Source organism: Paraburkholderia sp. BL10I2N1 (assembly GCF_004361815.1).
Classification (GTDB): Bacteria; Pseudomonadota; Gammaproteobacteria; order Burkholderiales; family Burkholderiaceae; genus Paraburkholderia.
Window position 1 is genome coordinate 432,513 of the sequence record NZ_SNWA01000001.1, and the last position, 25,468, is coordinate 457,980.

Genomic DNA, 25,468 nt, shown 5'->3' on the forward strand with positions numbered 1-25,468 from the left:
ACAACACGTCGCAATATCAGCGGCGCTTTGGACAGGCGACCGACGCCACCCCGATCGAAGTGCTCTCGCTACCTTACGCAGCGCCCATTAGCCGCGCGCGCTGGTCGATCTGAAACACCGCGACCGCTTCCCGCAGCACATCCGCCTGCGCTTCCAGCGATTTCGCCGCGGCCGCGGCTTCCTCGACGAGCGCCGCGTTGTGCTGCGTGACTTCATCGATCTGGCTGATCGCCTTGTTGACCTGATCGATGCCGTCGCTCTGCTCGTGCGCGGCCGCTTCGATCTCGCTCATGATGCCGTTCACGCGGCTCACCGAATCCATCGCTTCCTGCATCGTCCTGCGCGCCTCGGCGACGAGCGATGCACCCTGCTCCACCTTCGCGGCCGAATCGCCGATCAGCTCCTTGATTTCCTTCGCTGCCGTGCCCGAGCGCTGCGCGAGGCTGCGCACTTCCGACGCCACGACCGCGAAACCACGTCCCTGTTCGCCCGCCCGCGCCGCTTCGACGGCAGCGTTCAATGCGAGAATGTTGGTCTGGAACGCGATGCCTTCGATCATGCCGATGATCTCAGCGACCTTGCGCGACGATTCCGTGATGCCGTCCATCGTCTGCGTCACGCGGGTCACGACATTGCCGCCGCGCGTGACGGTCTCGAGCGCCCCCTGGGCGAGGCGGCTTGCCTGCTTCGCGTTGTCGGTGTTCTGCCTGACCGTCGCCGACAGTTGCTCCATGCTCGCCGCCGTTTGCTGAAGCGCGGCGGCCTGCTGCTCGGTGCGGCTCGACAGATCTGCGTTGCCCGAGGCAATTTCGTTCGCCCCCGTCGTGATCGCTTCCGTGCTGCCGCGCACCTTCAACACCGTATCGACGAGGCCATCGCGCATCTGCGTCAGCGCGGACAGCAGCTGGCCCATTTCATTGCGCGAGCGCGTCTTGACGGAGATCGTCAGGTCGCCGGCCGCGATGCTGCGAAAGTGCGAGATCGTCCGGGTCACCGGCTTGACCACCGCCGCCGACAAGCCTGCTCGCGCCATCACGCCGACCACGATTGCGATCACACCGATCGCGCCGAACAGCAGCGTCGCGATTCGAAGGCGCTCCGCCGCAGTCTCGGCCTGGCGTTGGCCCTCTGTTGTCTGCAGGCGGGCGAGCGCGTCGATCGCTTTCGAATAGGCCGCGTAGTAGGTGTTGGCCGTTTCGCCCTGGATCGTGCGGAAGGTGTTGAAGTCGTTGTCGCCGAGCGCCTTGAATTCAGGCTCGATCGCGCGGTCGACCAGCTCGGCGCGCGCCTGTTCGACGGCCTGCGCGAGCTGCTTTTCCTGGTCGCTGGCAAACGGTCCGCCTGCATAGCTGCGAAACGCCGCCGTCGACTCTTCAAGCACCTTGTGTGCGGCCGGCAGCAGGTCATCGGTCTGCTTGCCGACGCTGAAAAGCGTCTCGTAGCTGCCGAGCGCGAGGCGTACCTGCAGAAGCTTTTCTGAGCTTGCCTTCAACTGCATCAGCGCGGACGCGCTGTGTTGTACTTCCTCCAGCCCGCTGTTTGTCAGCTTGAGCGCGCCGTAACCGACGCCGATCACAGTCAGCAGAAACGCGACGAAGACGCTGATAACCAGCGTCAAACCACCGCGGATGGTGATGTTGTTTAGCATTTTTTCTCCGGAACGTCCTGGTCGGGCAGCAGCTGCGCATGGTCTCTTTGTGCGTGGTTCGCAACTCGCCGCATCCGGGGTAACGGCGCTTTTCGAGCCCGGATAGATAGGGAATATCCACTAGTGGCGCGGCTTTCGGGGCGGTTTTGATCCAGTATCTGGGAGAGATCGGCGAGCGCTTCTTGTCCACGGTTTTCAATCACCAGGGCGGCGCTGTTTTTTCGCCTGGAACTGACTCACCCTGGATTCAGGGCGCGGTGCGTTTCGTTTGTATAATTCGGCGTCTTCGCTCAGGCTCACTTTCATGCTCAGTTTTGCGCTCGGCTTTCTCATCTCACTGCTGGTCACGCTGTTGATCGTGCGTTACGCGCATCTGCATGAGAAGTTCTCCACCGACAGCGATCTGGCTGGCGTGCAAAAATTTCACGCGCGCCCGGTGCCGCGGATCGGCGGGACAGGGATTCTGCTTGGCCTGATCGTGTCGGCGCTGCAGCTGCATCGGGCCTATCCGGCTGTGTCCGGCGGGATTCTGGGGCTCGTCGCGTGCGGCATGCCAGCGTTCGCTTCCGGCCTGATCGAGGACGTGACGAAGCGTGTGTCGCCTTTGGTTCGCCTGCTCTGTACGATGGCCGCCGCGGCGCTTGCCTACTTTTTTCTGAATATCGCCGTGACGCGCATCAGCGTGCCGCCGCTGGACTTCCTGCTCTCCTATGCAGTGGTTTCGTTTGCGGTCACGGTGCTCGCGGTTGCGGCTCTGGCGAATGCGATCAATATCATCGACGGCTTTAACGGCCTGGCTTCGATGGTCGCGTTCATGATGTTCGCGTCGATGGGTTACGTCGCGTTCCAGGTGCATGACCCGATCGTGTTGTCGGCGTCGCTCATCATGATGGGCGCGGTGATGGGGTTCTTTATCTGGAATTTCCCGGCGGGATTGATTTTTCTTGGGGACGGTGGAGCTTATTTTATTGGCTTCATGCTCGCCGAGCTGTCGATCATGCTCGTGATGCGTAATCGTGATGTGTCGGCGTGGTATCCGGTGCTGCTGTTCATGTATCCGATCTTCGAGACGTGCTTTTCGATTTATCGGAAGAAGTTCATTCGCGGGATGTCACCGGGGATTCCAGATGGCGTGCATCTGCATATGCTGGTTTATAAGCGGTTGATGCGGTGGGCTGTGGGTGCGAAGACCGCGAGGGAACTGACGCGGCGCAATTCGTTGACTTCGCCGTACCTGTGGCTGCTGTGTCTGATCGCTGTTATTCCAGCTACCTTGTTCTGGCGGCATACGGTGCATCTGTTTTGTTTTGTGGTTGTGTTTGCGGCTACGTATGTCTGGCTTTATGCAAGCATTGTGCGGTTCAAGTCGCCGCGGTGGATGGTGGTGAGGAAGGGAAAGTAAAAAAGGCGCCTCGGCGCCTTTTTTATTCCGACTGCGAAGCACCGGCAACCAGGGGTTGTGGCACGCTACGCAGCGGCCCCGCCAACGTAGGTTGGTATTCGGCCACCCAGCGCCTCAGGTCGCGCCGCACTTCGTCATCCGACAGCACACGATGCTGCATCAACCACGGCAGAAGCTCGTCGAGCAGGTTATCCGGCACGCCACGCGCCTGAGCGATTCGCAGCTTGGGGTGTGGCGTACGCGTGGTTGTCTCGTCGTCGGCCAGCAGTTCTTCGTATAGCTTCTCGCCAGGGCGCAGGCCAGTGAACACGATCCGGATCTGCTCCTCGGTGAATCCGTAGAGGCGGATCAGGTCTCTCGCCAGATCGACGATCTTCACGGGCTCGCCCATATCCAGAATGAAGATCTCGCCGCCACGCCCCATGCTCGATGCCTGCAGGACGAGCTGCGAAGCCTCTGGAATCGTCATGAAGAAACGGGTGATTGCCGGATGAGTGACGGTGACCGGACCGCCCTTTGCAATCTGCTGCTGAAACTTCGGAATCACGCTACCCGCGCTACCGAGCACATTGCCGAACCGCACCGTCTCGAACTGCGTGCGCTCGCTCGTCTGCTGCAACGCCTGACACGCCATTTCGGCGAGCCGCTTGCTCGCGCCCATCACGTTGGTCGGATTGACCGCCTTATCCGTCGAAATCAGCACAAAGTGCTTCACGTCGTGCCGTATCGCCGCCCGGGCTACGCGATAGGTTCCGAGCACGTTATTGCGTACTGCCTGCCAGGCGTTCTGCACTTCCATCAATGGCACATGTTTATATGCCGCCGCGTGGAACACGATGTGCGGCGTATAGCGCGACAACACCTGATCTAGCAGCAGTGAATCTTTCGCATCGCCAATCACCGGAATCACCGATAACCCCGGGAAGCGATCGTGCAGTTCTTCCGTGAGCCGGTACGTCGCGAATTCAGACATATCGAAGGCAATCAGCTGCGCGGGTTCGAAGCGCAGGATCTGACGGCACAACTCCGAACCGATCGAACCGCCCGCCCCTGTCACCATCACCACCCGGCCACGCAGCAGTGCCTCGACGTGCGGCATATCGATCTTTACCGCATCCCGGCCCAGCAAATCCTCCAGATCGATTTGACGTACTCGGGAAAGGAATGCCTGACCCTGCGTGAGTGTGGTGAGCGCTGGCAGCACCATCGCCCGCACGCCTGCACGAACGCATATCGTCGCCACCCGCCGCTGCGCTTCCACCGATGCCGATGGAATCGCAATAATCGCGTACTCCGTCTTTAGCGATTCCGCGATCTGCTGCAACTCGCTGATGGAACCGAGAACCTTGTAGCCGTATATCTCGCGCCCGTGCTTGGCGACGTCATCATCAAGCAGGCCAATCAGACGCCATTCGCTCGAGCGCGAAAGTTCGCGAGCGAGACTCGCGCCTGCTGTGCCCGCGCCAAGCACGATGACAGGCTTGCCCTGCGCGACGAGCCCGCCATAGAGATAAAACTCCTTGGCTGCACGGTAGAGTGCGCGTGAGCCCCCCATTGCAAGAAACAGGAGCAACGGCGAGACAAGCAGGACCGAACGCGGAACAACAGGGTCGGGTTGCACCATTACCGCGACAATCATGGTAACAAGTGCTCCGGACGCGACAGCCTTCGATATACGCATCAGGTCGGGCAAGCTGGCGAATACCCACATGCCCCGGTACAGGCCGAAAATGCGGAACATCGCCCCGTAGACCGGGAGCACCCAGATAAGCGAGTTCAGCGCGCCATGCCAAAACTCCACCGGCACGTCGCCATTGAAGCGAATGATGTACGCGGCGAGCCATACGGTCGCCCCAGCACACAAGTCGAAAAGGAAAGCGCTGAAGGATAGCCAGGTGGCCTTGTTTCTGAACATCAGCGTCATACCTCGGATTGTTTGGACAGTGTTGACTGGAAACGACGCCAGCGCAGATCCACTACCACGCCCAGCAAACATAGAACGACGACCCACGTAGCAACAGCGCACCACTGGAACGCCTGAGGACGACCAAGCAGGCAAACGGCAAGTATTATGCCTGTTGCCATCACCGCATACCATGCACCGGCGGTTCCGGCGTGCCCCATGCCCGAGCGCACCATACGCTGATAGTAGTGCTCGCGGTGGGGTTGCCAAAATCTTTCTCCACGCAACAGGCGCCGCGCCAGCGTAATGGAAGCATCGGTGATAAATGGGGCGAACACCAGTGCCGGGAACCAGATCGGCCAGGTCCCGCGGAGCCAGCCCCAATAGCCCAAGGCGCCGGCGAGAAAGCCCAACGAGATTGATCCGGCATCCCCGAGGAAAATCCGCGCCGGATGAAAATTGAACAGGAGGAATCCTAGCGCCGCGCCGGCTATGGCTGCGGATGCCAATGCCAGTTCGGGCAAAGGGTAGGCACCAACCAGCGCGGCGACTGCATAGCCGGTGAAGCCAAACAGCGCCATGCCACCTGCCAACCCGTCCGCCCCGTCCATAAAATTGTAAAGGTTTACCAGCCAGATCATCAAAAATGACAAGGCACCGAGCAACCACCACGGCAGCGGCGCCGGATAGAGCACCACGATTCCCACGACCGCAATGAGGTGAGCGGCGAACCTGACTCGTGCGGGAAGGCCGCGGCGATCGTCAATCTGGGAGACGGCAGCCAGGAAAGCCGCGGCCGCGGCAGCGCACCATAGGCTCGGTGCAATCAGCAGCATCGTCGCGACCGAGACCGGCACGATGCCCCAGCCCCCAACCCGCGGCGTAGGACGATCATGCAGCGAACGGTCGTTCGGGATATCGGTGGCGAGGCGCCATGCCAGGCCGGTCCTCAGCAAAACCAGCAGGATCGCGCCGCACGCGCACGCGGCCCCCAGAGCAACCAGCGCTGGAGCAACCCAGGGCGAAGTCGTAAAAGCTTGCGTGACCATGAATGCCCTCAATGCGTCGATCGGTACCAGCGGGCAGTCGCAGCTAACCCTTCGTCGATGGAAAACGGCGGCTGCCAGCCCAGCACGGTGCGAATCCGGCTTGTGTCGACCTGCAAACTACCGATCAAACGATCGACGTGCGACGAACGACCGGTCAACCGGCCGGCAGCCCGCAGCCAGCTCACCGGCACGGGCAGCAGGCGCGCCGGCTTCTGCAGATGTTCGCCGAGCGCGCGCGCCAGATCGGCAACCGTTAGATCGTCGCCGTCGGCAACGTGAAAACATGTGCGGGCGGCACGTGGGTCGGTCGCGCAGCGCATCAGCGCGTCCGCCAGGTTGCCGGCATACACAAGGCTGCGCCTTGCGCCGACCAGGCCAAGCGGCAGGGGCACGCCCTTCCATACGCCGTCCAGCAGGCGCAGAAAATTGGCGCGGACCTCCGGGCCATATACCAGCGGCGGACGAACGATCACAACGTCAAGCCCAGTCTCGTCGCCGTAGCGAACCAGCGCTTCTTCCGCTGCGAATTTCGAACGGCCGTAAGCGTCCTGCGGCGCCGGCGGATCGTCCTCGCGCAGCGCTCGCCCCGAATCGGCTTCGGCCACCGCCTTGATGCTGCTGACGAAAACGAAGCGCCGCGCGCGGTTACGAACGGCCGCCTCGGCGACCCGCAACGCGCCTTCGATATTGGTCGCGCGGAACGCAGCATCGGGATCGGTCGCATCGTCGCGCAGCACATGAACGCGCGCTGCCAGATGCACGACACACTCCGGATTCAGCCCCTGAGGCCACGCACTTGCAAGACCCGTGAAATCCTTGCTGGCGTCGATCCATTCATGCACGCCGCTCACACAGCCACCCGCATGCCGTACGAGGCCCGTGACGTTGTGGCCGCCCTCCACGAGTGCCCGGCACAGCGCGCGCCCGACAAAGCCGTTTGCGCCGGTCACGACGATCCGACTCATAGCCACTTCCAGCCAAAGCGGCTAAAGAACTTGTACGCCGAAGCCGCAAACATCCGGATATGCGCCGAGCCTTTGCGCGCGGCGCCGCCGCCGTGGTGCAACACGCGGACGGCTGGCGTGTAGACGACGCGGGCGACGTCATGGGCCCGCAAACTCAAATCGTAGTCTTCGAAGTACAGAAAATAGCGCGCGTCGAAGCCTGCGAGTTTTTTGAGCACGTTGGTTCGAAACAGCATGAAACAGCCGCTGACTATCGGTGGGTCCCACACGATATCCCGCTCGTTGATCAGGTCGCGCATCTCGTAGCGCGCGAGACGGCGCGCAAACAGTCGGCGCGCACCAGTCGGCAGGAAACCCCGCACCAGGAGGTCCAGCAACGTCGGATAACGGCGACAGAGGTACTGCTGGCGCCCCTCCTCGTCTCCGATCCACGGCGTCAACAAGCCTGCATCCGGATTGGCGTCGAAAAAATCGAGTGCCCGGACCAGCGCGTCGCGATCAAGGTCGATATCCGGGTTCAGCACCAGGTGATAACGACCCGCCGCCTGTTCGATGGCCAGATTGTGGCCCCGGCCATAGCCAACGTTGCCGTGGCCGGTCAGGGTCGTCCAGGCGACGTCGTGGGCGCGCAGTTCGTCGAGCGCTGCAAGCACGTCCGGCAAGCCACCGTTGTCGATGAGGTAGACTTCGATCGGCAGACCGGGCCTTTTGGTGCGCAACGTCTCACACGCGGCGCCGAGGCTGGCAAACGTGTTCGCCAGCTGCGCAAGCTCCGGCCGATAAACAACGACAGAGACCGACAAACCCTCGGATTCGGAACGCGGCGCGCTTGTAGCATTCATGTGGAATAAAACGGCGTGTCTTATGAACGACACTTTTACGTTGTTTGGCCGCAACAACGTCGGAGTTTGCTCAAATTTCCTGCGTTATGCAACTAGGCTTTCCTTTTGTTACGGCTCGAAACACCTGCATCAAACCCCGTTTGTTCTGCGAGATTTGAAAGAATGCGCTGGAAAATCAACGCGCTTTCATATGTAAGGTTGTGCGCGGTATCGCGAAATAGTAAAGTGGCGCCGCCAAACTTGATACGTCTCGCAACCGGCCCAAAAATAGACGGCGGCAGCCACGTGCCGCCCGCGGCGTACCGTCGCTCATTATTCTTACTACCCGCCCACAGGGCAGACTGAATGCGCAGCAAACCACTCGTTGTCGATCTGGATGGCACCTTGATTCGCTCGGACGTCCTGATCGAGTCGGGATTTGCCTATTTGAAGGCCGCCCCGCACCGCTTCTATGAGCCGTTGCTATGGCTCGCGCGCAGCGGCAAGTCCGGATTGAAAGCGCGCCTTGCCGACGCAACGAACGTGGACGTCACCGTTCTGCCCTACGACGCCACTGTGCTCGAATGGTTGAAGACAGAGCGTAACGCAGGCCGCACGCTGGTACTGGCCACCGCCAGCCACGAGCGTTACGCACAAGCGATCTCCGCCCATCTCGGCCTGTTCGACAAGACATTCGCCACCAACGACAGCGTCAATCTGTCCGCCCATAACAAGCGCGATTTACTGGTCGCCGAGTATGGCGAAAAGGGCTTCGACTACGCCGGCAATTCGCATGAGGACATTGCAGTCTGGCAATCCGCCGACCGTGCGTACGTGGTCAATCCGTCCAATAGCGTGGAACGCGCTGCCCGCAAGATCGGTAATGTGGAGCGCGTGATTGAATCACGGCCACCCTCCGCGAGGATCTGGGCCAAATCGTTACGCCTGCATCAATGGCTGAAGAATCTGCTGATCTTCGTGCCGTTGCTGGCGGGACACAAGCTGTCGTCCCCCGAACTCACCCTTGCCGCCCTCGTGGCGTTTCTCACGTTCGGCTTGTGCGCATCGAGTGTTTATCTGCTCAACGACCTGCTCGATATCGAAGACGACCGCCATCACCCCGTCAAACGCAAACGTCCGCTTGCTTCCGGCGCGCTACCACTCACCTGGGGACTAGGCCTGTTCCCTGTCTTACTGGCCGGATCGTTCGCCACGGCGTGGATCCTCCTGCCCTGGCAATTCTCCGTGGTGCTGCTCGGCTATTACGCATTGACACTGGCGTACTCGATGTTTCTCAAGCGCCAGGTGATGGTCGACGTGGTCGTGCTGGCCATGCTCTACACGATCCGTATCATCGCCGGCACGGCCGCGGTAGGCGCACAACTGACGTTCTGGCTGCTCGCTTTCTCGATGTTCATTTTCCTGAGCCTTGCGCTTGTCAAGAGATACGCGGAATTGCATTCGATGAAGGAACGCGGGCTCGTCAAGACGCGCGGACGCGGTTATGTCGCCAGCGACCTGTCACTCATCTCATCACTTGGGACAGCGTCCGGCTATCTGGCCGTGCTCGTGCTTGCGCTCTACATCCAGGACGCGAAGACCGCTGGCCTGTACCGCCATCCTCAGGTTATCTGGGTCGCTTGTCCGCTGCTGCTCTACTGGATCAGCCGCACCTGGATCATTGCGCACCGTGGCCTGATGCACGACGACCCAATCGTCTTCGCCGCACGCGATCGCGTCAGCCTCGCTGTCGTCCTGCTTTGCGGCCTGGTCTTCTGGGCGGCCATCTAGTCGATGAACACTGTGCTGTCATGGGGACGCTACCCGTATTCGCCGCAGGAAGTGCATGCCATCGCATGGCGTGACGCCGCGCGCGCCGCGTGGCTGGACGCGAGCCGCGAGCACGGCACCACCCTCGCCTTCGGCAATGGCCGCAGCTACGGCGACAGTTGCCTCGCCGCATCGGGCCATGTCGTACAGACGCTGCCGCTCGACCGCCTGATTACCGCAGATTGGCAAACCGGTGTTCTACGCGCGGAACCGGGCGTCACGCTCGAGCAAGTTCTCGACGTCGCCATTCCCCGCGGCTGGATTCTGCCGGTGACGCCCGGCACCAAGTACGCGACCTTGGGCGGAGCGATTGCCAACGATGTGCACGGCAAGAATCACCATGTGCGCGGCACCTTCGGCCGGCACGTGCGTCGCTTCGCGCTCATGCGCAGCGACGGCACGCAGTTCGAATGCACGCCCGACGAACAGCCTGAGTTCTTTGCCGCCACGATTGGCGGACTCGGGCTCACCGGACTCATTCTGTGGGCGGAAATCCAGTTGATGCCGATCCGCTCGAGCATGATCGACACGACGAGCATCCGCTTCGCCAATCTCGACGAATTCTTTTCGTTGTCGGAACGGCTCGACCCGCTGCACGAATACAGCGTGGCCTGGGTGGATTGCCAGAGCCGGGGCTCAGCGCTCGGACGCGGCATTTTCATGGTCGGCGATCACGCTACCGAAGGACCACTCGAAGTCGCGAGCCGAAAGAAGCGCACCGTGCCGTTTACGCTACCGGTCCCGGTGTTCAACCGCGTGACGTTACGCGCCTTCAACGAGCTTTACTATCAGAAGCAGCAACGCGACGAAGTACGCGCGACGGTCAGCTATGACTCTTACTTCTATCCGCTCGACAGCCTGCTGGAATGGAACCGCATCTATGGCCGCGCAGGCTTTCAGCAGTACCAGTGTGTGGTTCCGCCTGTCGCCGCACGCGATGCGACCCGCGCAATTCTCGATACCATCGCGCAAAGCGGCACCGGCTCGTTCCTCGCCGTACTGAAGCGGTGCGGCGATTTGCGCTCACCCGGTCTGCTGTCATTTCCTCTCGAAGGCACATCGCTGGCGCTCGATTTCCCACAACGCGACGCGTTGAACACACGGCTCTTCGCTCAACTCGACGCGATCGTGCGTGAAGCGGGCGGCCGCATCTATCCGGCTAAGGACGCGCATATGCCCGGCACCGACTTTCGCGCCGCTTACCCCCAATGGCAGCAACTCGAAGCGCTACGCGACCCTGCCTTGCTTTCGCGCTTCTGGGAACGGACCACTCGAACATGAAAAACGTTCTTATCGTCGGCGCCACATCGGCGATCGCTATCGCCTGCGCTCGCCAGTGGGCTAAAGAAGGCGCACGCTTCTTCCTGGTTGCCCGCAATCGCGAGCGTCTCAAGCAGGTAGCAGACGATCTTACCGCGCGTGGCGCGCAGTTCGCTGCGTGCCATCAACTCGATATCGATAGTCTGGAAAGGCATTCTGGCATGCTCGAGCGTTGCACGAGCGAACTCGGTGCGCTCGATATCGTGCTGGTGGCGCCGGGCACATTGCCGGACCAGGCGGCCTGCCAAGCCGATCCCGCAGTGGCCGTGCGCGAATTCAATACCAACGCTGTCTCCGTGATTGCGTTGCTGACGCCGATTGCCAACGTCCTCGAAGCACAAAAGCGCGGCACGCTGGCGGTGATCTCGTCGGTCGCGGGCGATCGCGGGCGGCCGTCGAACTATCTGTACGGTAGCGCGAAGGCTGCGCTTTCGGCGTTCTGCGAAGGCCTGAATGCGCGGCTATTCAAGGCCAGCGTGCATGTGCTGACGATCAAGCCGGGTTTCGTCGCCACGCCGATGACCGCTGGACTGCCGTTGCCCGGACCGCTTGTGGCAACGCCTGAGCAGGTGGCAAGCGATATCGTGCGCGCGATCGAGAAGCGGAAGGACGTGCTTTATACGCGGTGGTTCTGGGCGATCATTATGTTGATCATTCGGTCGGTGCCGCGGTTTGTGTTTAAGCGCGCATCGCTTTAAGACGAGGGGTGCCGATGAATCGCCGTGAGCTAGTTGGTTACCACGTCGTCTTTGCGTTGGGTGTCGCCACGCTCGTCACAACCATGTTCGCCGTTTGGCAGCACTTCACACCAGTACCGATTGGAGACTCGTGGGACGGCACGATAGGTTTTTATCTGCAGGCGCTGCAAACTCCATGGCACGCGTTCTTTGAGCAACACAATGAGCATCGGCTTGCGTTCTCAAATGTCATATTTTTTGCTGACGTACGCTACTTCGGCGGAAGAAATGTACTATCGCTAATTGCCAATCTCGTACTTGCCGGTTTGCTCGCGACTGCCTTCTTCCGCATCACGATCCATCACCGCGCGCCCCTTTCGCGCGAAGCGCGGTTTGGACTGGTCGGCGGCATCCTGGTTTTTGCCTTTTCGTGGATTCAGAACGAGAACTTCACTTGGGGCTTTCAAAGCCAGTGGTTCGCCGTCTATTTGTTCGCGCTGCTCGCATTCCATTCGATCGAACGTACCGCCGAAACAAACACAAGCGAAAACCAGTCGAGGCATTTCGGATGGTTCGTTGCGGCGCTAGCAAGTGCGTGGGCCGCGGCGTATTCAATGTCGAGCGGTGTGCTGGTGTTTCCGGTACTGATCGTTCAGGCCATCTATTTTAGATTGAAGCCGCGCGACCTGTTGGTACTCGTTGCCGTCACAGCCGCTGTATGGTTCGCGTATTTTGTCGACTGGCATAAACCTGCCAGCAGCGACAATCTGACAACCGGTTTGCGCGAGCACCCTATCGCCGCGTTTCGATTTGTATTGCTGTATCTCGGCGCACCGGCCTTTCATGCGAGACCTGTCCTCGCAGGCGCATACGCCTGTGGAACACTCGCATTAACAGCGCTCGTTGCAAGCTGCGCCTACGCACTACGGTCTAGTGAACGGCACGCAAAGGGCGTGGCACTGCTCGCATTTGCGATGTTTGTCGCGGGCAACGCTTTGCTGACGGCGAGCGGACGGCTTTGGTTTGGCATCGAAAGTGCGTTGTCTTCCCGCTATACCACAGCTTCACTGAGTGGCTGGCTCGCTCTCATCATCTTTGCAGTGCTCAATGTCCATTCTGCGAAGAAACGTAAGCGCGTGTTGGTGGTTGCAGTTCTCGCCACCCTGCTCGTCGCGTCAGGTCAGCGGTTCGCGTTCGACGCTGCTCGTGACGTGACTTATGCCCGCCTTGTCGCCGGTCTGGCGCTCCGGTCTGGCGTGTATGATCCCGCGATCACCAAACCGCTTTTTCCGTTCCCCGATGGCCTGATCATCCTCGCAAAGCAAGCTCAAACAGCACAAATCTCCATCTTTGCGCCGGATCAACCTGACTTCTTGGTGCCACCGGATCACGTCAGTGCCAGCTTTCCCTGCGCAGGAGCCATTGACGAGATATCCACCACTACAACGCCTGGCATTTATCGTGCAACGGGGTGGATCTACGATGCGGCAGACAGCCGCACGACACGGGCCGTTGTCATTACCGACGCCGCCGGCACAACGCTTGGCACAGGTGTGATGGGCGGTGAGCGCGATGACGTCAGAAAGATATACGGCCGACGCGCTGGATACAGCGGCTGGACTGCTTTTTTTAAGGCATCGGCAAATGGCGGCATACGGCTCAGCGGACAAACGGAAGCAGGCACGTATTGTTCGGTGAACAGCGAAAGCTCAATGCCCATCGCGGCTCCGGTTCCAGCTACACCCAACTAGCCGACCCAATGTGCACTCACCGCTTGGTAGCGGCTCTTTGAAGGGAGACTCAGGGCTTGCTTGTATCATTTAGCCCTTACAGAGTTGCAACCAGCACCTATATTCACCGAGTAAACGCATGAATCAAACCCGCATCCTTCTTCCTGGCGGCGCCGGCCTCGTCGGCCAGAACCTAGTCGCGCGACTGAAAGCTCGCGGGTACACCAATATCGTCGTGCTAGACAAGCACAAGACCAATCTAGAGGTCCTGCGCAAAGTCCATCCTGACGTGAAAGCAGTCTTTGCCGATCTCGCTGAACCCGGCGACTGGGCAAAATACTTCGAAGGCGCAGACCTCGTCGTCATGCTGCAGGCGCAAATTGGCGCGCCAACGCTGGAGCCGTTCATCCGCAACAACATCACGGCGACGCACCACGTGCTCGACGTGATCAAGCGCTATCAGATTCCCTACACCGTGCACATCAGTTCATCGGTCGTGAACTCGGTCGGCGAGGATTTCTATACTGATACGAAGCGCGAACAGGAAGAGATCGTGCTCGCCTCCGGCATTGAATGTGTTGTGTTGCGGCCCACGCTGATGTTCGGCTGGTTCGACCGCAAGCACCTGGGCTGGCTTTCGCGCTTCATGCATCGCGTGCCCGTGTTCCCCATTCCCGGCAGCGGGCGCTACATGCGCCAGCCGCTGTATGTCGGCGACTTCTGTAATGTGATCATCAGTTGCATTGAGTCGCGCGTCAAAGGCGAGGCGTTCAACATTACCGGGCTCGAGCGCGTCGACTATATCGACATTATCCGGCAGATCAAACGCGCCACGAATGCCCGCTGCGCGATCGTGCGAATTCCGTATGGCCTCTTCTATGTGCTGTTGAAGGTCTATGCGCTCTTCAGCAAGAATCCGCCCTTCACTGCCGACCAGCTCGAAGCACTGACGGCCGGCGACGAATTTGAAGTGATCGACTGGGAAGGTATTTTCAACATCCGTGCGACGCCGTTCGCGAAGGCCATGGACGAGACTTTCAACGATCCGACGTATAGCCACATCGCACTTGAATTCTGAGCGGACAAACACCATGAGCGCAGAGCGCATTGCAGTCTTGGGCGCGGGGCCGATGGGTCTTGGCGCGGCTTATCAGCTCGTCAAGGACGGGCGCAAGCCGATCATTTTTGAAGCAGACGATCGCGTGGGCGGGATGGCGGCGTGTTTCGATTTCGGCGGCCTTTCGATTGAACGGTACTACCACTTTCACGCGATTTCGGACCACGCTTTTTTTGAAGTTCTGCGCGAACTCGGTATCGAAGAAAAAATGCAGTGGCGTGAAACGAAGATGGGTTACTTCTACCAGGGTCGCGTGCAGCCGTGGGGCAACCCGATGGCTCTCCTGAAGTTCAAGGGGCTCAGCATGCAGGCGAAATTCCGCTATGGCTTGCATGCGTTTCTGTCGACCAAGCGCAACGACTGGAAACCGCTCGATCATGTCGAGGCAACTGGCTGGATTCGCCGCTGGATCGGCGAAGAAGCGTGGGAAGTGCTGTGGCGTCGTTTGTTCGACTTCAAGTTCTACGACTACGCGTACAACCTTTCCGCAGCATGGATCTGGAGCCGCATCCGGCGCATCGGCCGTTCGCGGTACAGCATCTTCCGCGAGAAGCTCGGGTATCTCGAAGGAGGCTCCGATACGCTGCTCGAGGGCATGCGCCGTTATATCGAGGCGAACGGCGGCGAATTCCGACTCGGCACGCCGGCGCAGAAGGTGGTGTTCGAAAACGGCAAAGTGACAGGCATTGAGGCCGGAGGTGAGGTTCTGCCGTTCGACAAGGTGATCAGCACCATTCCGCTGCCCTACGTGCCGCGTCTCATGCCTGATCTACCGACCGACATTCTCGATGCGTTCCGTAGCGTCAAGAACGTGGCAGTAGTGTGCGTGATAGCCAAGCTGAAGAAGCCGGTCACCGATAATTTTTGGCTGAACACGAACGACCCTGAGATGGATATTCCGGGCATCGTCGAATACACCAACCTGCGGCCGCTGGCTCAACACATCGTCTATGTGCCGTTCTACGTTCCGGGTGAGCATCCGAAGTATCAGGAAGCCGATTCGGTGTTCATCGACAAGGTGAAGCGTTATCTGATGAAGATCAACCCGACCTTGAAGGCGGACGATTTCATCGACGTACGGGCAAGCCGGTACCGCTTCGCGCAACCTATCTGCGAGCCGGGGTTTCTGGACCGGTTGCCGCCGATCCAGTTGCCGGTTAAAGGTCTGCTGGTAGCCGATACGTCGTACTACTACCCCGAGGACCGCGGGATCTCGGAGAGTATCGGGCTGTCGCGCAAGATGGCGAGGATGATATGACGCGGGTTCATGCGGTCGTCAAGCAATCCTTCTTCTCGAAGGACTTCCTGATGTTCCTCTTGACCGGCGGCTTCGCAGCCGCGGTCAACTGGGGCAGCCGAATTGTGTACAACATCTGGGTGCCCTACTCCGTTGCAATTGTCGTCGCATACATCACGGGGATGATTACGGCATTCATTTTGGCGAAGCTGTTTGTGTTCACCAAGAGCACGCAATCGACTGCGCGATCGGTTTTCTTCTTCACGCTTGTCAACCTGGTGGCCGTGCTCCAAACCTGGGCGGTAAGTATCGGCCTTGCCTATTACCTGTTTCCGCGGGTTGGATTGAACTGGCACACGCGAGACATTGCCCACCTGATCGGCGTTGCCGTCCCAGTGTTCACAAGCTATCTGGGACACAAGAAATGGTCATTCAAGGGACATTGACTGGATAGAGCCTCGCCCGCGCTGCGGTGTCCGCTCCAAATCGTCGGCGGTTAAGGTAGTCTGGTAAAATTGAATTGGCTGCACCTCGGCGAAACACGGCCGGTCAGCGTTAGCAGCAACCATCCCGATCACGTGTCCCAGCAGATCTCGAGCATGCCGCGAGCACGGCCAAGTTGTCACGATCTTGCGCCCACGTATTGGTTCGGGTTGACTGCGTGTGCCATATGCCGTATATGCAAACCTCGCAATGTCGAAAAAGAGTTCTCCCCGAATCGGATTTCTGCACATCCCTAAAACGGCAGGCGTTTCTGTAGCTCAAGCTTTCGTCCATGAGCTTGGCGCGGATCAATGTGCCTTGTTTAGCGACAAGATGATTGAGGAGACCTTCCTTCGCAGCCGGTTTGTATCGGGGCATATCTATCTTGGCGATGTTGCGCGTGACGCCTTCCTGTTCACCTTTCTCAGAGACCCGATTAGGCAAATTGCGTCGCATCTAATGTGGATCGATCACTATAACTTGCCAAAATTTCAACAGGAGCTTGAAGGCTTTCCAGAGAACGTAAAGGCAGGTATTCAAGAGATTGCAAATATCGACCTGTCGAGCGCGAAATCAATCGACAACTATCTCCAGCGGCACCCCCTCGATTCGCCCTTGCGTATTGCCAACCTTCAATCGGAGATGCTTGCGTTCAAGAGGCAGGAGGTTATCAGCATGAGCAACCGGGAACTCGCAGACCTAGCCATTCGTCGGCTTGGAGAACTGGACTTCTTCGGGCTCTGTGAGACGCTTCAGGCCGACATGTCCTCTCTATTTCGCATGCTCGAGTTCAACTCAAGCCCGAAACTGTTCCATCTGAACTCGTCTCTGTCTGAACGGGTAGTCGACCATCGACTTCCCGATGTGAGGCGTGTTCTTTCAAACTATGTTCAGGCTGACCAATGGTTGTACGAATATGCAGTCAATGCAAAAAGTAGACCTTTTCCCAGGGCCAAGAACCCACTTTTCCTAATTAGAATGCTTTACCGGAGGATTTGCCAACGACGGAAGTGAATCACCACGTTCGTAGAACGTGGTTTCGCATTAAGCCCCCCATAGGGGGGGCACACCTAGCGGCCCTTCTGAGAAGGTCCTCTACCCGGTTCCAACTGAAGCTGCTCTTGATGCATCTCTTCTTTCTCCTGGAACCGAACGTACTTTTGAATCATCTCGCTGTTCAAGCCGACCGAATCTACGCAGTAACCCTTTGCCCAGAAATGATTGCCCCAATAAGGTTTCTTCTTCAAAAATGGAAAGGCCGTAAAAATTCGTATGGCGGTACGTTTTTTCAGGACGCCCATCAATCCGGATACCGACAGCTTCGGCGGAATGCTCACCAAAAGGTGCACGTGGTCCGGCTGAACATTGAGTTCCACAACCTCGCAGCCCAGTTGCTGGCTGAACACCATCACGCATTTGTAGACCTCTTTGCCGACCGGACCTTGCAGCACACGGAACCGATACTTCGGCACCCACACAATGTGGTATTGACAATGCCATATGACATGCGATGCTCTCTTGAACCTGCTCATGCTTGTTTTCCTTTTTATGCGTTGTGGGGACAACACACAGAAAGGTACCTGCATGGGCAGGTGCTCTAACAGGCAGAGCCAGTTAGGCGATGACCACGCCCATAGGGCGTGGATTTCGATTTGTCATTAAAGAATGCGCGCATCTCAGAAGCACTCGACTTTGAAACACAAAAGCTGCGACTCGCGCGCCTACCGCTGGTCTTGCTTCGGGAAAGTGAGCTTGCCGACGAGTTCACAGGACATCGATAAGGCGCAAGGAAAGAATGGTGAAAACCGTTCCCCAAGGAAGTCCGCTATGCTCACGGCACGTTGTATTACCGAGAACAGAGATGCGGGTGTACCTGTTGTGGGCCTTGGTGGCCATCGTGTGGTGGCTTCTGGTTCACGCGCCCCATCACGATTCTGACGATTAAACCCTTTGAACCGTGCGCCGATAAAAAATGTGCCTAGATGCGGTCGTCGTTTTTTGATAAGCTTTCTTGCGGTTGCAAGTGGCAGGTCTATTCTGCTGCTGGGAGCCAAAGACCCCATATGCCGATAGGTGTATGGGGTCTTTCTCTTGGCGCGTCACAAAACAAGAGGATGATCCCATGTTGTCGATTTGCTGCGTGCCGCAGACCGCTTATGACCGACGCTCAACGGTTTTGTAATATGCTCTCCGAACCCCATCGCTGAGCAAACAAAGATGTCGATCCTGTCGCTGCTCCGTCACGTTAAAAGTAAGGTCGCTCCGAAATTAGTGATTGATCGAACGCCGCTTGACCGCCTGATCAATGTGCTCTCCACCGAAAACGCGGTACTCAGGGATGAAGCATCCACGGCTCTCGGAGAGGGTCGTCGATTACAGGAGGCGTACCGCCTCTCCGCGGTGTATCACCGGCCGATCGAACAGACTTCTGGCTCCCCAGCCGTTACGGGCCGAACGCCGACAGATGATGCAGCGCTTATCTCGCGCATCATGACGTCCTATCGCGCCGCTTGCGCAACCGAGATCGGAGACAAAGACTCGGCGCGATCAATTTTAAAGTGCAACACCTTGATCTGCTAAGGTGCGCACATGACTACAAGAAAGTATCAGCAGTTGCAGCCTGAAGAACGTATCACTATTGCCAGCATGAAACAGCAGGGTTTGAGCGTGCGGGCCATGGCCCGCACGCTTGACCGCTCAGCTTCGAGCGTCAGCCGTGAACTGGCGCGTAATGCGTGTCCGGTGCGCGGCTACGCTTCGGTAGTCGCGCAGACCATCAGTTCGAACCGGCGGGCTGCAGCGCGCACGCCGGGTAAGCTGAATCCCCAAGGCGCACTGTGGCGCATTGTGCTCAGTCTGCTTAGCTGGAAGTGGTCGCCGCAGCAGATCTCCGGTACGCTGACGCGCATGTGGCCCGATGCCCCTTCCATGCACGTCTCGCACGAGACCATCTACAACGCAATCTATGCACACCCGCGCGGCGAACTGCGCCGCCAGCTCATCTCGTGTCTGCGCCAGGCTCGCAGCACGCGAATGCCACGCAGTCGTGGCAACGACAGACGGGGCAAGATCGCCGACATGCTGAGCATCCACGTGCGCCCGCCTGAGGTGAACGATCGGGTCATGCCCGGGCACTGGGAGGGAGACTTTATCAAGGGTGCGGGCAACCAGTCCTCCGTGGGAGTTCTGGTCGAGCGCACCAGCCGGCTTGTCCTGCTCGCGAAGATGGAGGATGCCACCGCCGCCTCAGCGCTGGCCGGCTTCACCGCCAAACTGAACTCCATCGCCACGCCACTGCGTCAGAGCCTGACCTATGATCAGGGCAAGGAGATGGCGCGGCATCCGGAACTCACCGCCGCCACCGGCGTGCGCGTGTATTTCTGTGACCCGCACAGTCCGTGGCAGCGTGGCACCTGTGAGAACACCAACGGACTGCTACGCCAGTACCTGCCCAAGGGCACCGATCTCTCAGTCTACAGCCAGGATGAACTTGACGACATCGCCGACAGCCTGAACAGCAGGCCCCGTGCTACCCACGCCTTTCACTCGCCTCTGGAAGTCTTTGCGCGCATGCTCGAGACCTCCACGCAAACACCTTCAACCCTTCATTAACCTGTTGCATTTCGGTTTTGAAACCGCCCTCATTTTGGCAAACGGATTTCGCCAGAATTAAACGCCCCGATCATGAGGTCTTGCTCAGCGGCAATCATGATGCCGTGACTAGGCTACTGCGAGATCCAGCTCATTCTCGCCTTTTCATGGGCTTTGATGAACTGCATGATCACGCTGGCCTTCAAGAACACGGCATAGCACATGTGATTTCACACCACGGCTGGATCTACGATGCCTTACTTCGCCTAGCCGAGGCGATCGGAGCGCGGCACCTGAACTATCCCGAAATACTTGGCCCCGGGCCAATCGCGCCACCGGTTGATGAAATCTCGTCCGACATAGACCGCGTAGCTGGCTTTCGCGTCACTTTCCCCAATCCCTTCCCTGGAGAAATCGGGCTGTTCACATCGAGAGGCGTCGCAAGCTTCCGGTCGGTGCAATCTCTCTATCAAGCCTACCGCATCCAAGAACTGGTTGGTAGTGACGCTCGAGTGATAGAGATCGGAGGCGGTCTGGGCCGCACCGCCTTCTATGCCCGTCAATTCGGTATTCGCGACTACACCATCATCGATCTGCCGATAACCAATGTGGCGCAGGCGTACTTTCTGGGGCGCACGCTCGGCCAAGACATGGTTAGTCTATTTGGAGAAAACCAGCATGGCATTCGCATTCTTCCGCTCACCGAGTTCCTCGACGCAACAGATCGCTACGATCTGGTCGTGAATGTCGATTCGCTGACTGAGATGTCCCGTGATACCGCGTTAGCCTACTGCAAGGCGATCCGTTCGCGCGCCAACAAATTCCTTTCCATCAATCACGAATTCAATCCGTTCACCGTGCGAGAAATCTGCGCCACGCTGGAGACGCATTCCTCGACACGGACGCCATACTGGCTGCGCTGCGGCTATGTCGACGAAGTGTTTTGCCTGGTGCGAGGCACTCACAGACGCATGTATCCCCAGCCCGATGACGTGTCACTTATGCGCTAGTGTGGGAGAAAGGAAAGCAGTTGTTCGTCTGGTATATTCGTAACTTCTTGAAATTTCGGGATTTGCCTTGCTAACGCACTGGGCGACCTACCCGAACTACGTGCGGTCGGTAACCGAGAGTGTATGGATCATGATGCTTGACCAATTGCTTCGTCGCGGGAATAACAACGCCGACCTGCTTCGCCTGATCGCCGCGACAGCAGTGATATGGGGACACGCGTATGCGCTGGTTCCTGAACCAGGCGTGAACGAGCCCCTTCGTAACCTCCTTGGGTTCGATTATTCCGGCTCACTGGCAGTCAAGGTTTTCTTTTTCCTGAGCGGCATTCTCGTTACCAACAGCTGGCTTACGAAGCCGAGTGCAATCCGTTTTGCATCGGCGCGCATTTTCCGCATATTCCCGCTACTGATAGTTAGCTCCATCGCGACTATTGTGATAATGGGGCCAGCGCTGACATCAATGTCGGTATCTGAATACTTCCACCACCGCGGCGAGCTGATGCAGGTGCTCTTGCATCCCTATATCGAATACACGCTACCAGGTGTGTTCGAACATGCGTTGTATTCGCACGTAAATGGCTCGATCTGGACGATCAAGTACGAACTGATGCTTTACGCACTACTTCTGGGTGCCGGCATGTGCGGACTTTTCCGTTTCAAACTGGTCGGCGCCCTGGTTCTGCTGGCGGTCATTGTCGTCTGCTTGATCTGGCCTGACGGTATTACCGCGATTGGCCTGCCCAACGTCAACATGGGCGGCCGCCTGCCAGCATTTTTCGCATTCGGCGCGCTGCTTGCGGTCCATAAGGAGCGCGTACGGATAGATGGCCGGCTTTGCATTGGGCTTATTGTTCTCGCCTTGGCTGTCAGGCATGGACCCGCGTTTGAATTTGCTTTTCTGCCGGCCTTCTTCATCACCGGTTTGTGGATCATGTCGTTGGACGTTGTGAAAGCAATCCGACCGCCCGGTGACTTTTCCTACGGTGTTTATGTTTTCGGATGGCCTCTGCAGAACACATTCGCCAACCTTTTCCCGAAATCAGGAATACACGGGAACCAGGTGATGACGTTTGCATGCGCGCTTTTTCTTGCAATCATTTCCTGGATCTTGGTCGAGAAGCCTTGCATCGCGCTGGGACGCAAGATTCCCAGCTTTCTGCAACGAAGCAGCCAAAGCACGATCGTAGAAGCCCACCGAGCACAAGCCTGAAGCTTCCGTTGGTGCGACTGGCCGACCGACCTGATCAACTGGGATCGGTTGAGTCTGTCGATGAGCGAGAACTTCGTGTCCCACAAGGGGCGACCGGCAACGTCGCCGCGCCTGATTGCCGTGCTGCTGTATCTGCAGCACGCGTTCGACCTTTCCGACGAAGAGGTCGTCTAGCAATGGGTGGAGAACCCGTACTGGCAGGTGTTCACCGGCGAGACGTACCTGCAGACCGAGCCGCCGATCGACCCGTCGAGCCTGACGCGCTGGCGCAAGGGCCTTGGCGAAGCCGGCATCGAAGAACTGCTGGCCGAGACGATCGAGGCGGCCAAACGTGCAGGCGTGATCAAGGCATCGAGTGTGAAGCGCGTGATCGTGGACACCACGGTCATGCAGAAGGCGATTGCGCATCCGACCGATTCGCGGCTGCTCGAGCGGTGTCGCGAACATCTGGTGAAGGCTGCGGCCCGCCACGGACTGAAGCTGCGGCAGAACTACAACCGCGAGGCTCCGCGCCTGGCGCTGCAGATTGGCCGCGACGCTCACGCAAATGAGGAAGGCACTGCGCACGTTGCGCTCCCGGGTCCGTGACGGCAACGCTCCCTGTGGGGCGAGACTTGGAGATGCGATGCACCTGCGGGAGTGCGTGGATTTGCCCAAGGGAGATAGGCTTGTCGCGAGAGGGATAGCCTGCTGCTCCAACTGACCAATTGACTCGCCTTTCAGATTGTTGCACGATCTTCCACTGTGAAATCCAAGGGGTCACCAGAAATGCCGACCGTTGCCGTCGTTTTCCTTGCTCGCGTTGCCCACGGTATAGACGCTTTCAAACCTTTCGCCGAATCCTACTTGAAGTTTCCGGCCGGATATGATCACGAATTGATCCTTCTCGGCAAAGGGATGAAGAAGCAAGGTGAACGCGCTGCAACCTCAGCGTTATTTGATGGTGCCCCTCATCGCATCATTGAGGTTCCCGACGAAGGATATGATATTCATGCATATCTTAAGGCATGCGGTTATACACATCTTTGAGCGACCGGCGTGGGCTGCGAGAAAAGTGTTTACTTTCAATGACATCAGGCGGCGCTTGTAAACTTGTGGCATTTCGCGTTTACTCGCCCCTTTTGAGTGGACGCATTGGCTACCGAATCGACGCCCTGGACCCAGACGGAATTCGAGCAACTCGACCTCGGCGATGCGCGCCTGAACAAGCGAGCGAGGCTCTTGATGGAACGAATGGCGACCGACCCGATGGCCAGTGTGCCCAAGGCATGTCGGGGTTGGGGCGAGACGATGGCGGCGTACCGCTTCTTTGACAACGACAGCGTCGAGTGGCACGCGATCCTGGAGCCGCATTGGGAGCAAACGCAAAAACGGATGCAAGCCCACCCGGTCACTGAACTGGACTTCAACGGTCAGGGTGCGATTGGACTGGGGCCGTTCAGCTATGAAGCGCAGCGGGGCATGTATTTGCATCCGACCTATGCGGTCACGCCTCAGCGAGAGCCATTGGGCATCCTGGATGCCTGGATGTGGGCGCGCGAGAAGAAGGACGCGTCCGGCAAACGCGGCGGCCCCAAAGAAAGTCTGCGCTGGATCGAGGGCTACGAGCGCATTGGCGAGATGGCGCCGAGTCTGCCATCCACGCGCCTGGTCTATGTGGCCGACCGCGAAGCGGACCTGATGGCGCGGATGGAGCGCGCCCAGGCGCTGGGCACGCCGGCGGACTGGCTGGTACGGGCGACCCAGAATCGTTGCCTGCCCGGCGGTGAAAAGTTGTGGGAACGCACGAGCCACGCCGAGCCATTGGGGCAGATCGCCTTCACGATGGCCTCGCGCCATGGCGTTAAAGCGCGTAGCGTGCGCCAGCAGCTGTGGATGCAGCGCGTCGAGTTGCCGGCGGGCAAAGGCAAGAGCGTTGCCGCCACCTGCCTGGTGGCACGCGAGTTCGATGCGCCAGCGGGCGCCAGGCCGATCGAATGGCGCTTGCTGACCAACCGCGTTGCCAGCACGTTGGATGAGGCGATCGAACTGATCGACTGGTACCGGGCGCGCTGGGAAATCGAGATGTTGTTCAACATTCTGAAGAACGCGTGTCGTGTGCAAGCGCTTCAGCTTGGATCGATCGAACGGCTCGAGCGCGCCTTGGCGCCGTTCATGGTGGTGGCGTGGCGCGTGGCCCACCTGATGCGGCTGGGCCGAACTTGCCCCGATCTGGACGCGGCTCTGTTCTTCGAGGCTGATGAAATTCGCGGTGCCTACCTGCTCACTGAAGTTCGACAACCCGCGCGACCGAAGCTCAATGAAGTCCTGCGACTGATCGCGCGCCTGGGTGGATTCCTTGGCCGCAAAGGCGACGGCGCCCCGGCGTCAAGACTATCTGGCTTGGACTCAAAGAGGTTCATGTCGCGGCTAAAACACTGCGCGGGCTACGCGCGGCGGGGAATGACGACATTTGTGTATAAGCGAATGGATCCTGGGACGTCGTAGGCTTTTCCGTGCTTCCCTCGCGTTCAATTTACTGTTAATCCTAGTGGCGTCCTTGGCTTACGTGCCGAGCGGTTTGGTACCCGAAGACGTGACAGGTTGCGCATTGATCGGCAAGAACATGAGGTCATGAATCGTGTCGCATGCTGCCGCGATACACCCAACAACCTAGGTGGGAGATATCTTGTTTCAACGTATTTTTGAACTGCTCTGCAGAAAAGGGGCAACTGAGACTGACATAAGTGCTGCGCCAGGCGCGCACACATGGACAAGTGCTCATCTGGGCACATTTCGCGCCAGTTTTGCAGAGCCGAATTTGACTGAGGCGGAGCGCCAACTTGTGGAGTCATTTTCGGATCTCTACTACCGGAAAATTGATAACTTCAAGGGCCTCCACACGATCGTCTTGTCATGGATGGGCTATGAGATGTTCAAATGCCCTCTCGATTTATGGATCTATCAGGAGATCATCGTTCGCGAGCGCCCGGATTTGGTTATCGAAGTCGGTACGTATAAGGGGGGGAGTGCACTCTATCTGGCGTCCGTATGCGATCTGGCCGGCCACGGGGAAATTGTCACGATTGATATTGATGCGACGCACGATCCGGTCAGGCCGCGACATCCCCGAATCAGTTATCTCACCGGGTCGAGCATTGCTGATGACGTGCTTGCCAAAGTTACAAAAATGGCTGCCGGCAAGCAAAAAATCCTCGTGATTCTCGATGGCGATCATCGATGCGAGCACGTCGTGCAGGAGTTGCGGATTTACCAGCGCTTCGTGGCACCGGGCGGCTATATGGTCGTTGAAGATACCAACATAAATGGCCACCCGACTTATCCGGAGTTTGGGCCAGGTCCCTGGGAGGCAGTCGATCTGTTCCTAGCCGAAAATAATGAATTCTACGCCGATCGATCATGCGAAAGGTTTCTGCTCACAATGAATCCAAGAGGATTCTTGCGTCGCCGGTGAGTTTCGAGGCGTGACCTGTCG

At 58.7% G+C, this 25,468-nt stretch carries 21 protein-coding genes and 2 pseudogenes; 17 read left to right on the forward strand and 6 right to left on the reverse strand.

Annotated features, from left to right (window positions below; translation table 11 throughout):
- Positions 1-73 precede the first annotated feature (73 nt).
- Positions 74-1,648, reverse strand: coding sequence for a methyl-accepting chemotaxis protein (locus tag B0G77_RS02065; protein WP_133660629.1), 1,575 nt, complete (start codon positions 1,646-1,648; stop codon positions 74-76).
- A gap of 304 nt (positions 1,649-1,952) precedes the next feature.
- Here B0G77_RS02065 and B0G77_RS02070 point away from each other — a divergent pair, with 304 nt between their 5' ends.
- Positions 1,953-3,050, forward strand: coding sequence for a glycosyltransferase (locus B0G77_RS02070; protein WP_133660630.1), 1,098 nt, complete (start codon positions 1,953-1,955; stop codon positions 3,048-3,050).
- Positions 3,051-3,072: 22 nt separating this feature from the next.
- On the opposite strand, the gene B0G77_RS02075 is transcribed toward B0G77_RS02070, so the two are convergent.
- The 4 genes from B0G77_RS02075 to B0G77_RS02090 are packed head-to-tail and all read right to left on the reverse strand — an operon-like array spanning position 3,073 to position 7,809.
- Positions 3,073-4,965: a nucleoside-diphosphate sugar epimerase/dehydratase gene (locus B0G77_RS02075; RefSeq protein WP_133660631.1), complete on the reverse strand. Its 1,893-nt coding sequence runs from the start codon at positions 4,963-4,965 to the stop codon at positions 3,073-3,075.
- 5 nt (positions 4,966-4,970) lie between these two features.
- On the reverse strand, positions 4,971-6,002 hold the full coding sequence (locus B0G77_RS02080) for a glycosyltransferase family 4 protein (protein ID WP_133660632.1): 1,032 nt from the start codon (positions 6,000-6,002) through the stop codon (positions 4,971-4,973).
- 8 nt (positions 6,003-6,010) lie between these two features.
- The gene (locus B0G77_RS02085) at positions 6,011-6,967 is read right to left on the reverse strand and encodes an SDR family oxidoreductase (protein ID WP_133660633.1); all 957 of its coding nucleotides are present in this window, start codon (positions 6,965-6,967) and stop codon (positions 6,011-6,013) included.
- Positions 6,964-7,809, reverse strand: coding sequence for a glycosyltransferase family 2 protein (locus B0G77_RS02090; protein ID WP_133660634.1), 846 nt, complete (start codon positions 7,807-7,809; stop codon positions 6,964-6,966). Before B0G77_RS02090 ends, B0G77_RS02085 begins: the two co-directional genes overlap by 4 nt.
- A 345-nt stretch (positions 7,810-8,154) precedes the next feature.
- On the opposite strand from B0G77_RS02090, the gene B0G77_RS02095 reads away from it, so the two are divergent.
- The 8 genes from B0G77_RS02095 (at position 8,155) to B0G77_RS02130 (ending at position 17,196) form a co-directional block, all read left to right on the forward strand.
- Complete coding sequence (locus B0G77_RS02095; protein ID WP_133660635.1) at positions 8,155-9,579, forward strand: UbiA family prenyltransferase; 1,425 nt, start codon at positions 8,155-8,157, stop codon at positions 9,577-9,579.
- A gap of 3 nt (positions 9,580-9,582) precedes the next feature.
- The gene (locus B0G77_RS02100; protein WP_133660636.1) at positions 9,583-10,899 is read left to right on the forward strand and encodes an FAD-binding oxidoreductase; all 1,317 of its coding nucleotides are present in this window, start codon (positions 9,583-9,585) and stop codon (positions 10,897-10,899) included.
- Positions 10,896-11,636: an SDR family oxidoreductase gene (locus tag B0G77_RS02105; RefSeq protein ID WP_133660637.1), complete on the forward strand. Its 741-nt coding sequence runs from the start codon at positions 10,896-10,898 to the stop codon at positions 11,634-11,636. The genes B0G77_RS02100 and B0G77_RS02105 overlap by 4 nt, the downstream gene beginning before the upstream one ends.
- Positions 11,637-11,650: 14 nt before the next feature.
- The gene (locus tag B0G77_RS02110) at positions 11,651-13,366 is read left to right on the forward strand and encodes a hypothetical protein (protein WP_133660638.1); all 1,716 of its coding nucleotides are present in this window, start codon (positions 11,651-11,653) and stop codon (positions 13,364-13,366) included.
- Positions 13,367-13,484: 118 nt separating this feature from the next.
- A complete protein-coding gene (locus B0G77_RS02115; protein ID WP_133660639.1) occupies positions 13,485-14,423 on the forward strand; it encodes an NAD-dependent epimerase/dehydratase family protein in 939 nt (312 codons plus the stop codon).
- A 13-nt stretch (positions 14,424-14,436) separates the two neighbouring features.
- A complete protein-coding gene (locus tag B0G77_RS02120; protein WP_133660640.1) occupies positions 14,437-15,720 on the forward strand; it encodes an NAD(P)/FAD-dependent oxidoreductase in 1,284 nt (427 codons plus the stop codon).
- Complete coding sequence (locus B0G77_RS02125; protein WP_133660641.1) at positions 15,717-16,145, forward strand: GtrA family protein; 429 nt, start codon at positions 15,717-15,719, stop codon at positions 16,143-16,145. Before B0G77_RS02120 ends, B0G77_RS02125 begins: the two co-directional genes overlap by 4 nt.
- A 247-nt stretch (positions 16,146-16,392) precedes the next feature.
- A complete protein-coding gene (locus B0G77_RS02130) occupies positions 16,393-17,196 on the forward strand; it encodes a hypothetical protein (RefSeq protein ID WP_133660642.1) in 804 nt (267 codons plus the stop codon).
- Positions 17,197-17,252: 56 nt separating this feature from the next.
- Here B0G77_RS02130 and tnpA read toward each other — a convergent pair whose 3' ends face one another.
- Positions 17,253-17,714, reverse strand: coding sequence for an IS200/IS605 family transposase (gene tnpA / locus B0G77_RS02135; protein WP_133660643.1), 462 nt, complete (start codon positions 17,712-17,714; stop codon positions 17,253-17,255).
- 685 nt (positions 17,715-18,399) lie between these two features.
- Here tnpA and B0G77_RS02140 point away from each other — a divergent pair.
- The 8 genes and pseudogenes from B0G77_RS02140 (at position 18,400) to B0G77_RS02175 (ending at position 25,447) form a co-directional block, all read left to right on the forward strand.
- Positions 18,400-18,762, forward strand: coding sequence for a hypothetical protein (locus B0G77_RS02140; protein WP_133660644.1), 363 nt, complete (start codon positions 18,400-18,402; stop codon positions 18,760-18,762).
- Between the two features lie 9 nt (positions 18,763-18,771).
- Positions 18,772-19,794, forward strand: a complete 1,023-nt coding sequence (locus tag B0G77_RS02145) for an IS30 family transposase (protein ID WP_133660645.1) — start codon at positions 18,772-18,774, stop codon at positions 19,792-19,794.
- A 146-nt stretch (positions 19,795-19,940) separates the two neighbouring features.
- Positions 19,941-20,783: a putative sugar O-methyltransferase gene (locus B0G77_RS02150; RefSeq protein ID WP_133660646.1), complete on the forward strand. Its 843-nt coding sequence runs from the start codon at positions 19,941-19,943 to the stop codon at positions 20,781-20,783.
- A gap of 130 nt (positions 20,784-20,913) precedes the next feature.
- On the forward strand, positions 20,914-21,993 hold the full coding sequence (locus B0G77_RS02155) for an acyltransferase (protein ID WP_133660647.1): 1,080 nt from the start codon (positions 20,914-20,916) through the stop codon (positions 21,991-21,993).
- Positions 21,994-22,080: 87 nt separating this feature from the next.
- Positions 22,081-22,545: pseudogene (locus B0G77_RS02160) on the forward strand (transposase); the annotation flags it as partial.
- 216 nt (positions 22,546-22,761) lie between these two features.
- Positions 22,762-23,022: a hypothetical protein gene (locus tag B0G77_RS02165; RefSeq protein WP_166656104.1), complete on the forward strand. Its 261-nt coding sequence runs from the start codon at positions 22,762-22,764 to the stop codon at positions 23,020-23,022.
- Between the two features lie 105 nt (positions 23,023-23,127).
- Positions 23,128-24,455: pseudogene (locus B0G77_RS02170) on the forward strand (IS4 family transposase).
- Positions 24,456-24,661: 206 nt separating this feature from the next.
- Positions 24,662-25,447, forward strand: a complete 786-nt coding sequence (locus B0G77_RS02175) for a CmcI family methyltransferase (RefSeq protein WP_208116383.1) — start codon at positions 24,662-24,664, stop codon at positions 25,445-25,447.
- Positions 25,448-25,468 lie beyond the last annotated feature (21 nt).

Bases quoted from the DNA above. Each gene is read 5' to 3' on its own strand.
- B0G77_RS02125 (WP_133660641.1), top strand. From the start codon at position 15,717: ATGACGCGGGTTCATGCGGTCGTCAAGCAATCCTTCTTCTCGAAGGAC.
- B0G77_RS02145 (WP_133660645.1), top strand. From the start codon at position 18,772: ATGACTACAAGAAAGTATCAGCAGTTGCAGCCTGAAGAACGTATCACT.
- B0G77_RS02070 (WP_133660630.1), top strand. From the start codon at position 1,953: ATGCTCAGTTTTGCGCTCGGCTTTCTCATCTCACTGCTGGTCACGCTG.
- B0G77_RS02090 (WP_133660634.1), bottom strand. From the start codon at position 7,809: ATGAATGCTACAAGCGCGCCGCGTTCCGAATCCGAGGGTTTGTCGGTC.
- B0G77_RS02140 (WP_133660644.1), top strand. From the start codon at position 18,400: ATGTCGATCCTGTCGCTGCTCCGTCACGTTAAAAGTAAGGTCGCTCCG.
- B0G77_RS02165 (WP_166656104.1), top strand. From the start codon at position 22,762: ATGCCGACCGTTGCCGTCGTTTTCCTTGCTCGCGTTGCCCACGGTATA.
- B0G77_RS02095 (WP_133660635.1), top strand. From the start codon at position 8,155: ATGCGCAGCAAACCACTCGTTGTCGATCTGGATGGCACCTTGATTCGC.
- B0G77_RS02110 (WP_133660638.1), top strand. From the start codon at position 11,651: ATGAATCGCCGTGAGCTAGTTGGTTACCACGTCGTCTTTGCGTTGGGT.
- B0G77_RS02075 (WP_133660631.1), bottom strand. From the start codon at position 4,965: ATGTTCAGAAACAAGGCCACCTGGCTATCCTTCAGCGCTTTCCTTTTC.
- B0G77_RS02155 (WP_133660647.1), top strand. From the start codon at position 20,914: ATGATGCTTGACCAATTGCTTCGTCGCGGGAATAACAACGCCGACCTG.
- tnpA (WP_133660643.1), bottom strand. From the start codon at position 17,714: ATGAGCAGGTTCAAGAGAGCATCGCATGTCATATGGCATTGTCAATAC.
- B0G77_RS02100 (WP_133660636.1), top strand. From the start codon at position 9,583: ATGAACACTGTGCTGTCATGGGGACGCTACCCGTATTCGCCGCAGGAA.
- B0G77_RS02085 (WP_133660633.1), bottom strand. From the start codon at position 6,967: ATGAGTCGGATCGTCGTGACCGGCGCAAACGGCTTTGTCGGGCGCGCG.
- B0G77_RS02065 (WP_133660629.1), bottom strand. From the start codon at position 1,648: ATGCTAAACAACATCACCATCCGCGGTGGTTTGACGCTGGTTATCAGC.
- B0G77_RS02080 (WP_133660632.1), bottom strand. From the start codon at position 6,002: ATGGTCACGCAAGCTTTTACGACTTCGCCCTGGGTTGCTCCAGCGCTG.
- B0G77_RS02150 (WP_133660646.1), top strand. From the start codon at position 19,941: ATGGGCTTTGATGAACTGCATGATCACGCTGGCCTTCAAGAACACGGC.
- B0G77_RS02120 (WP_133660640.1), top strand. From the start codon at position 14,437: ATGAGCGCAGAGCGCATTGCAGTCTTGGGCGCGGGGCCGATGGGTCTT.
- B0G77_RS02105 (WP_133660637.1), top strand. From the start codon at position 10,896: ATGAAAAACGTTCTTATCGTCGGCGCCACATCGGCGATCGCTATCGCC.
- B0G77_RS02115 (WP_133660639.1), top strand. From the start codon at position 13,485: ATGAATCAAACCCGCATCCTTCTTCCTGGCGGCGCCGGCCTCGTCGGC.
- B0G77_RS02130 (WP_133660642.1), top strand. From the start codon at position 16,393: ATGTCGAAAAAGAGTTCTCCCCGAATCGGATTTCTGCACATCCCTAAA.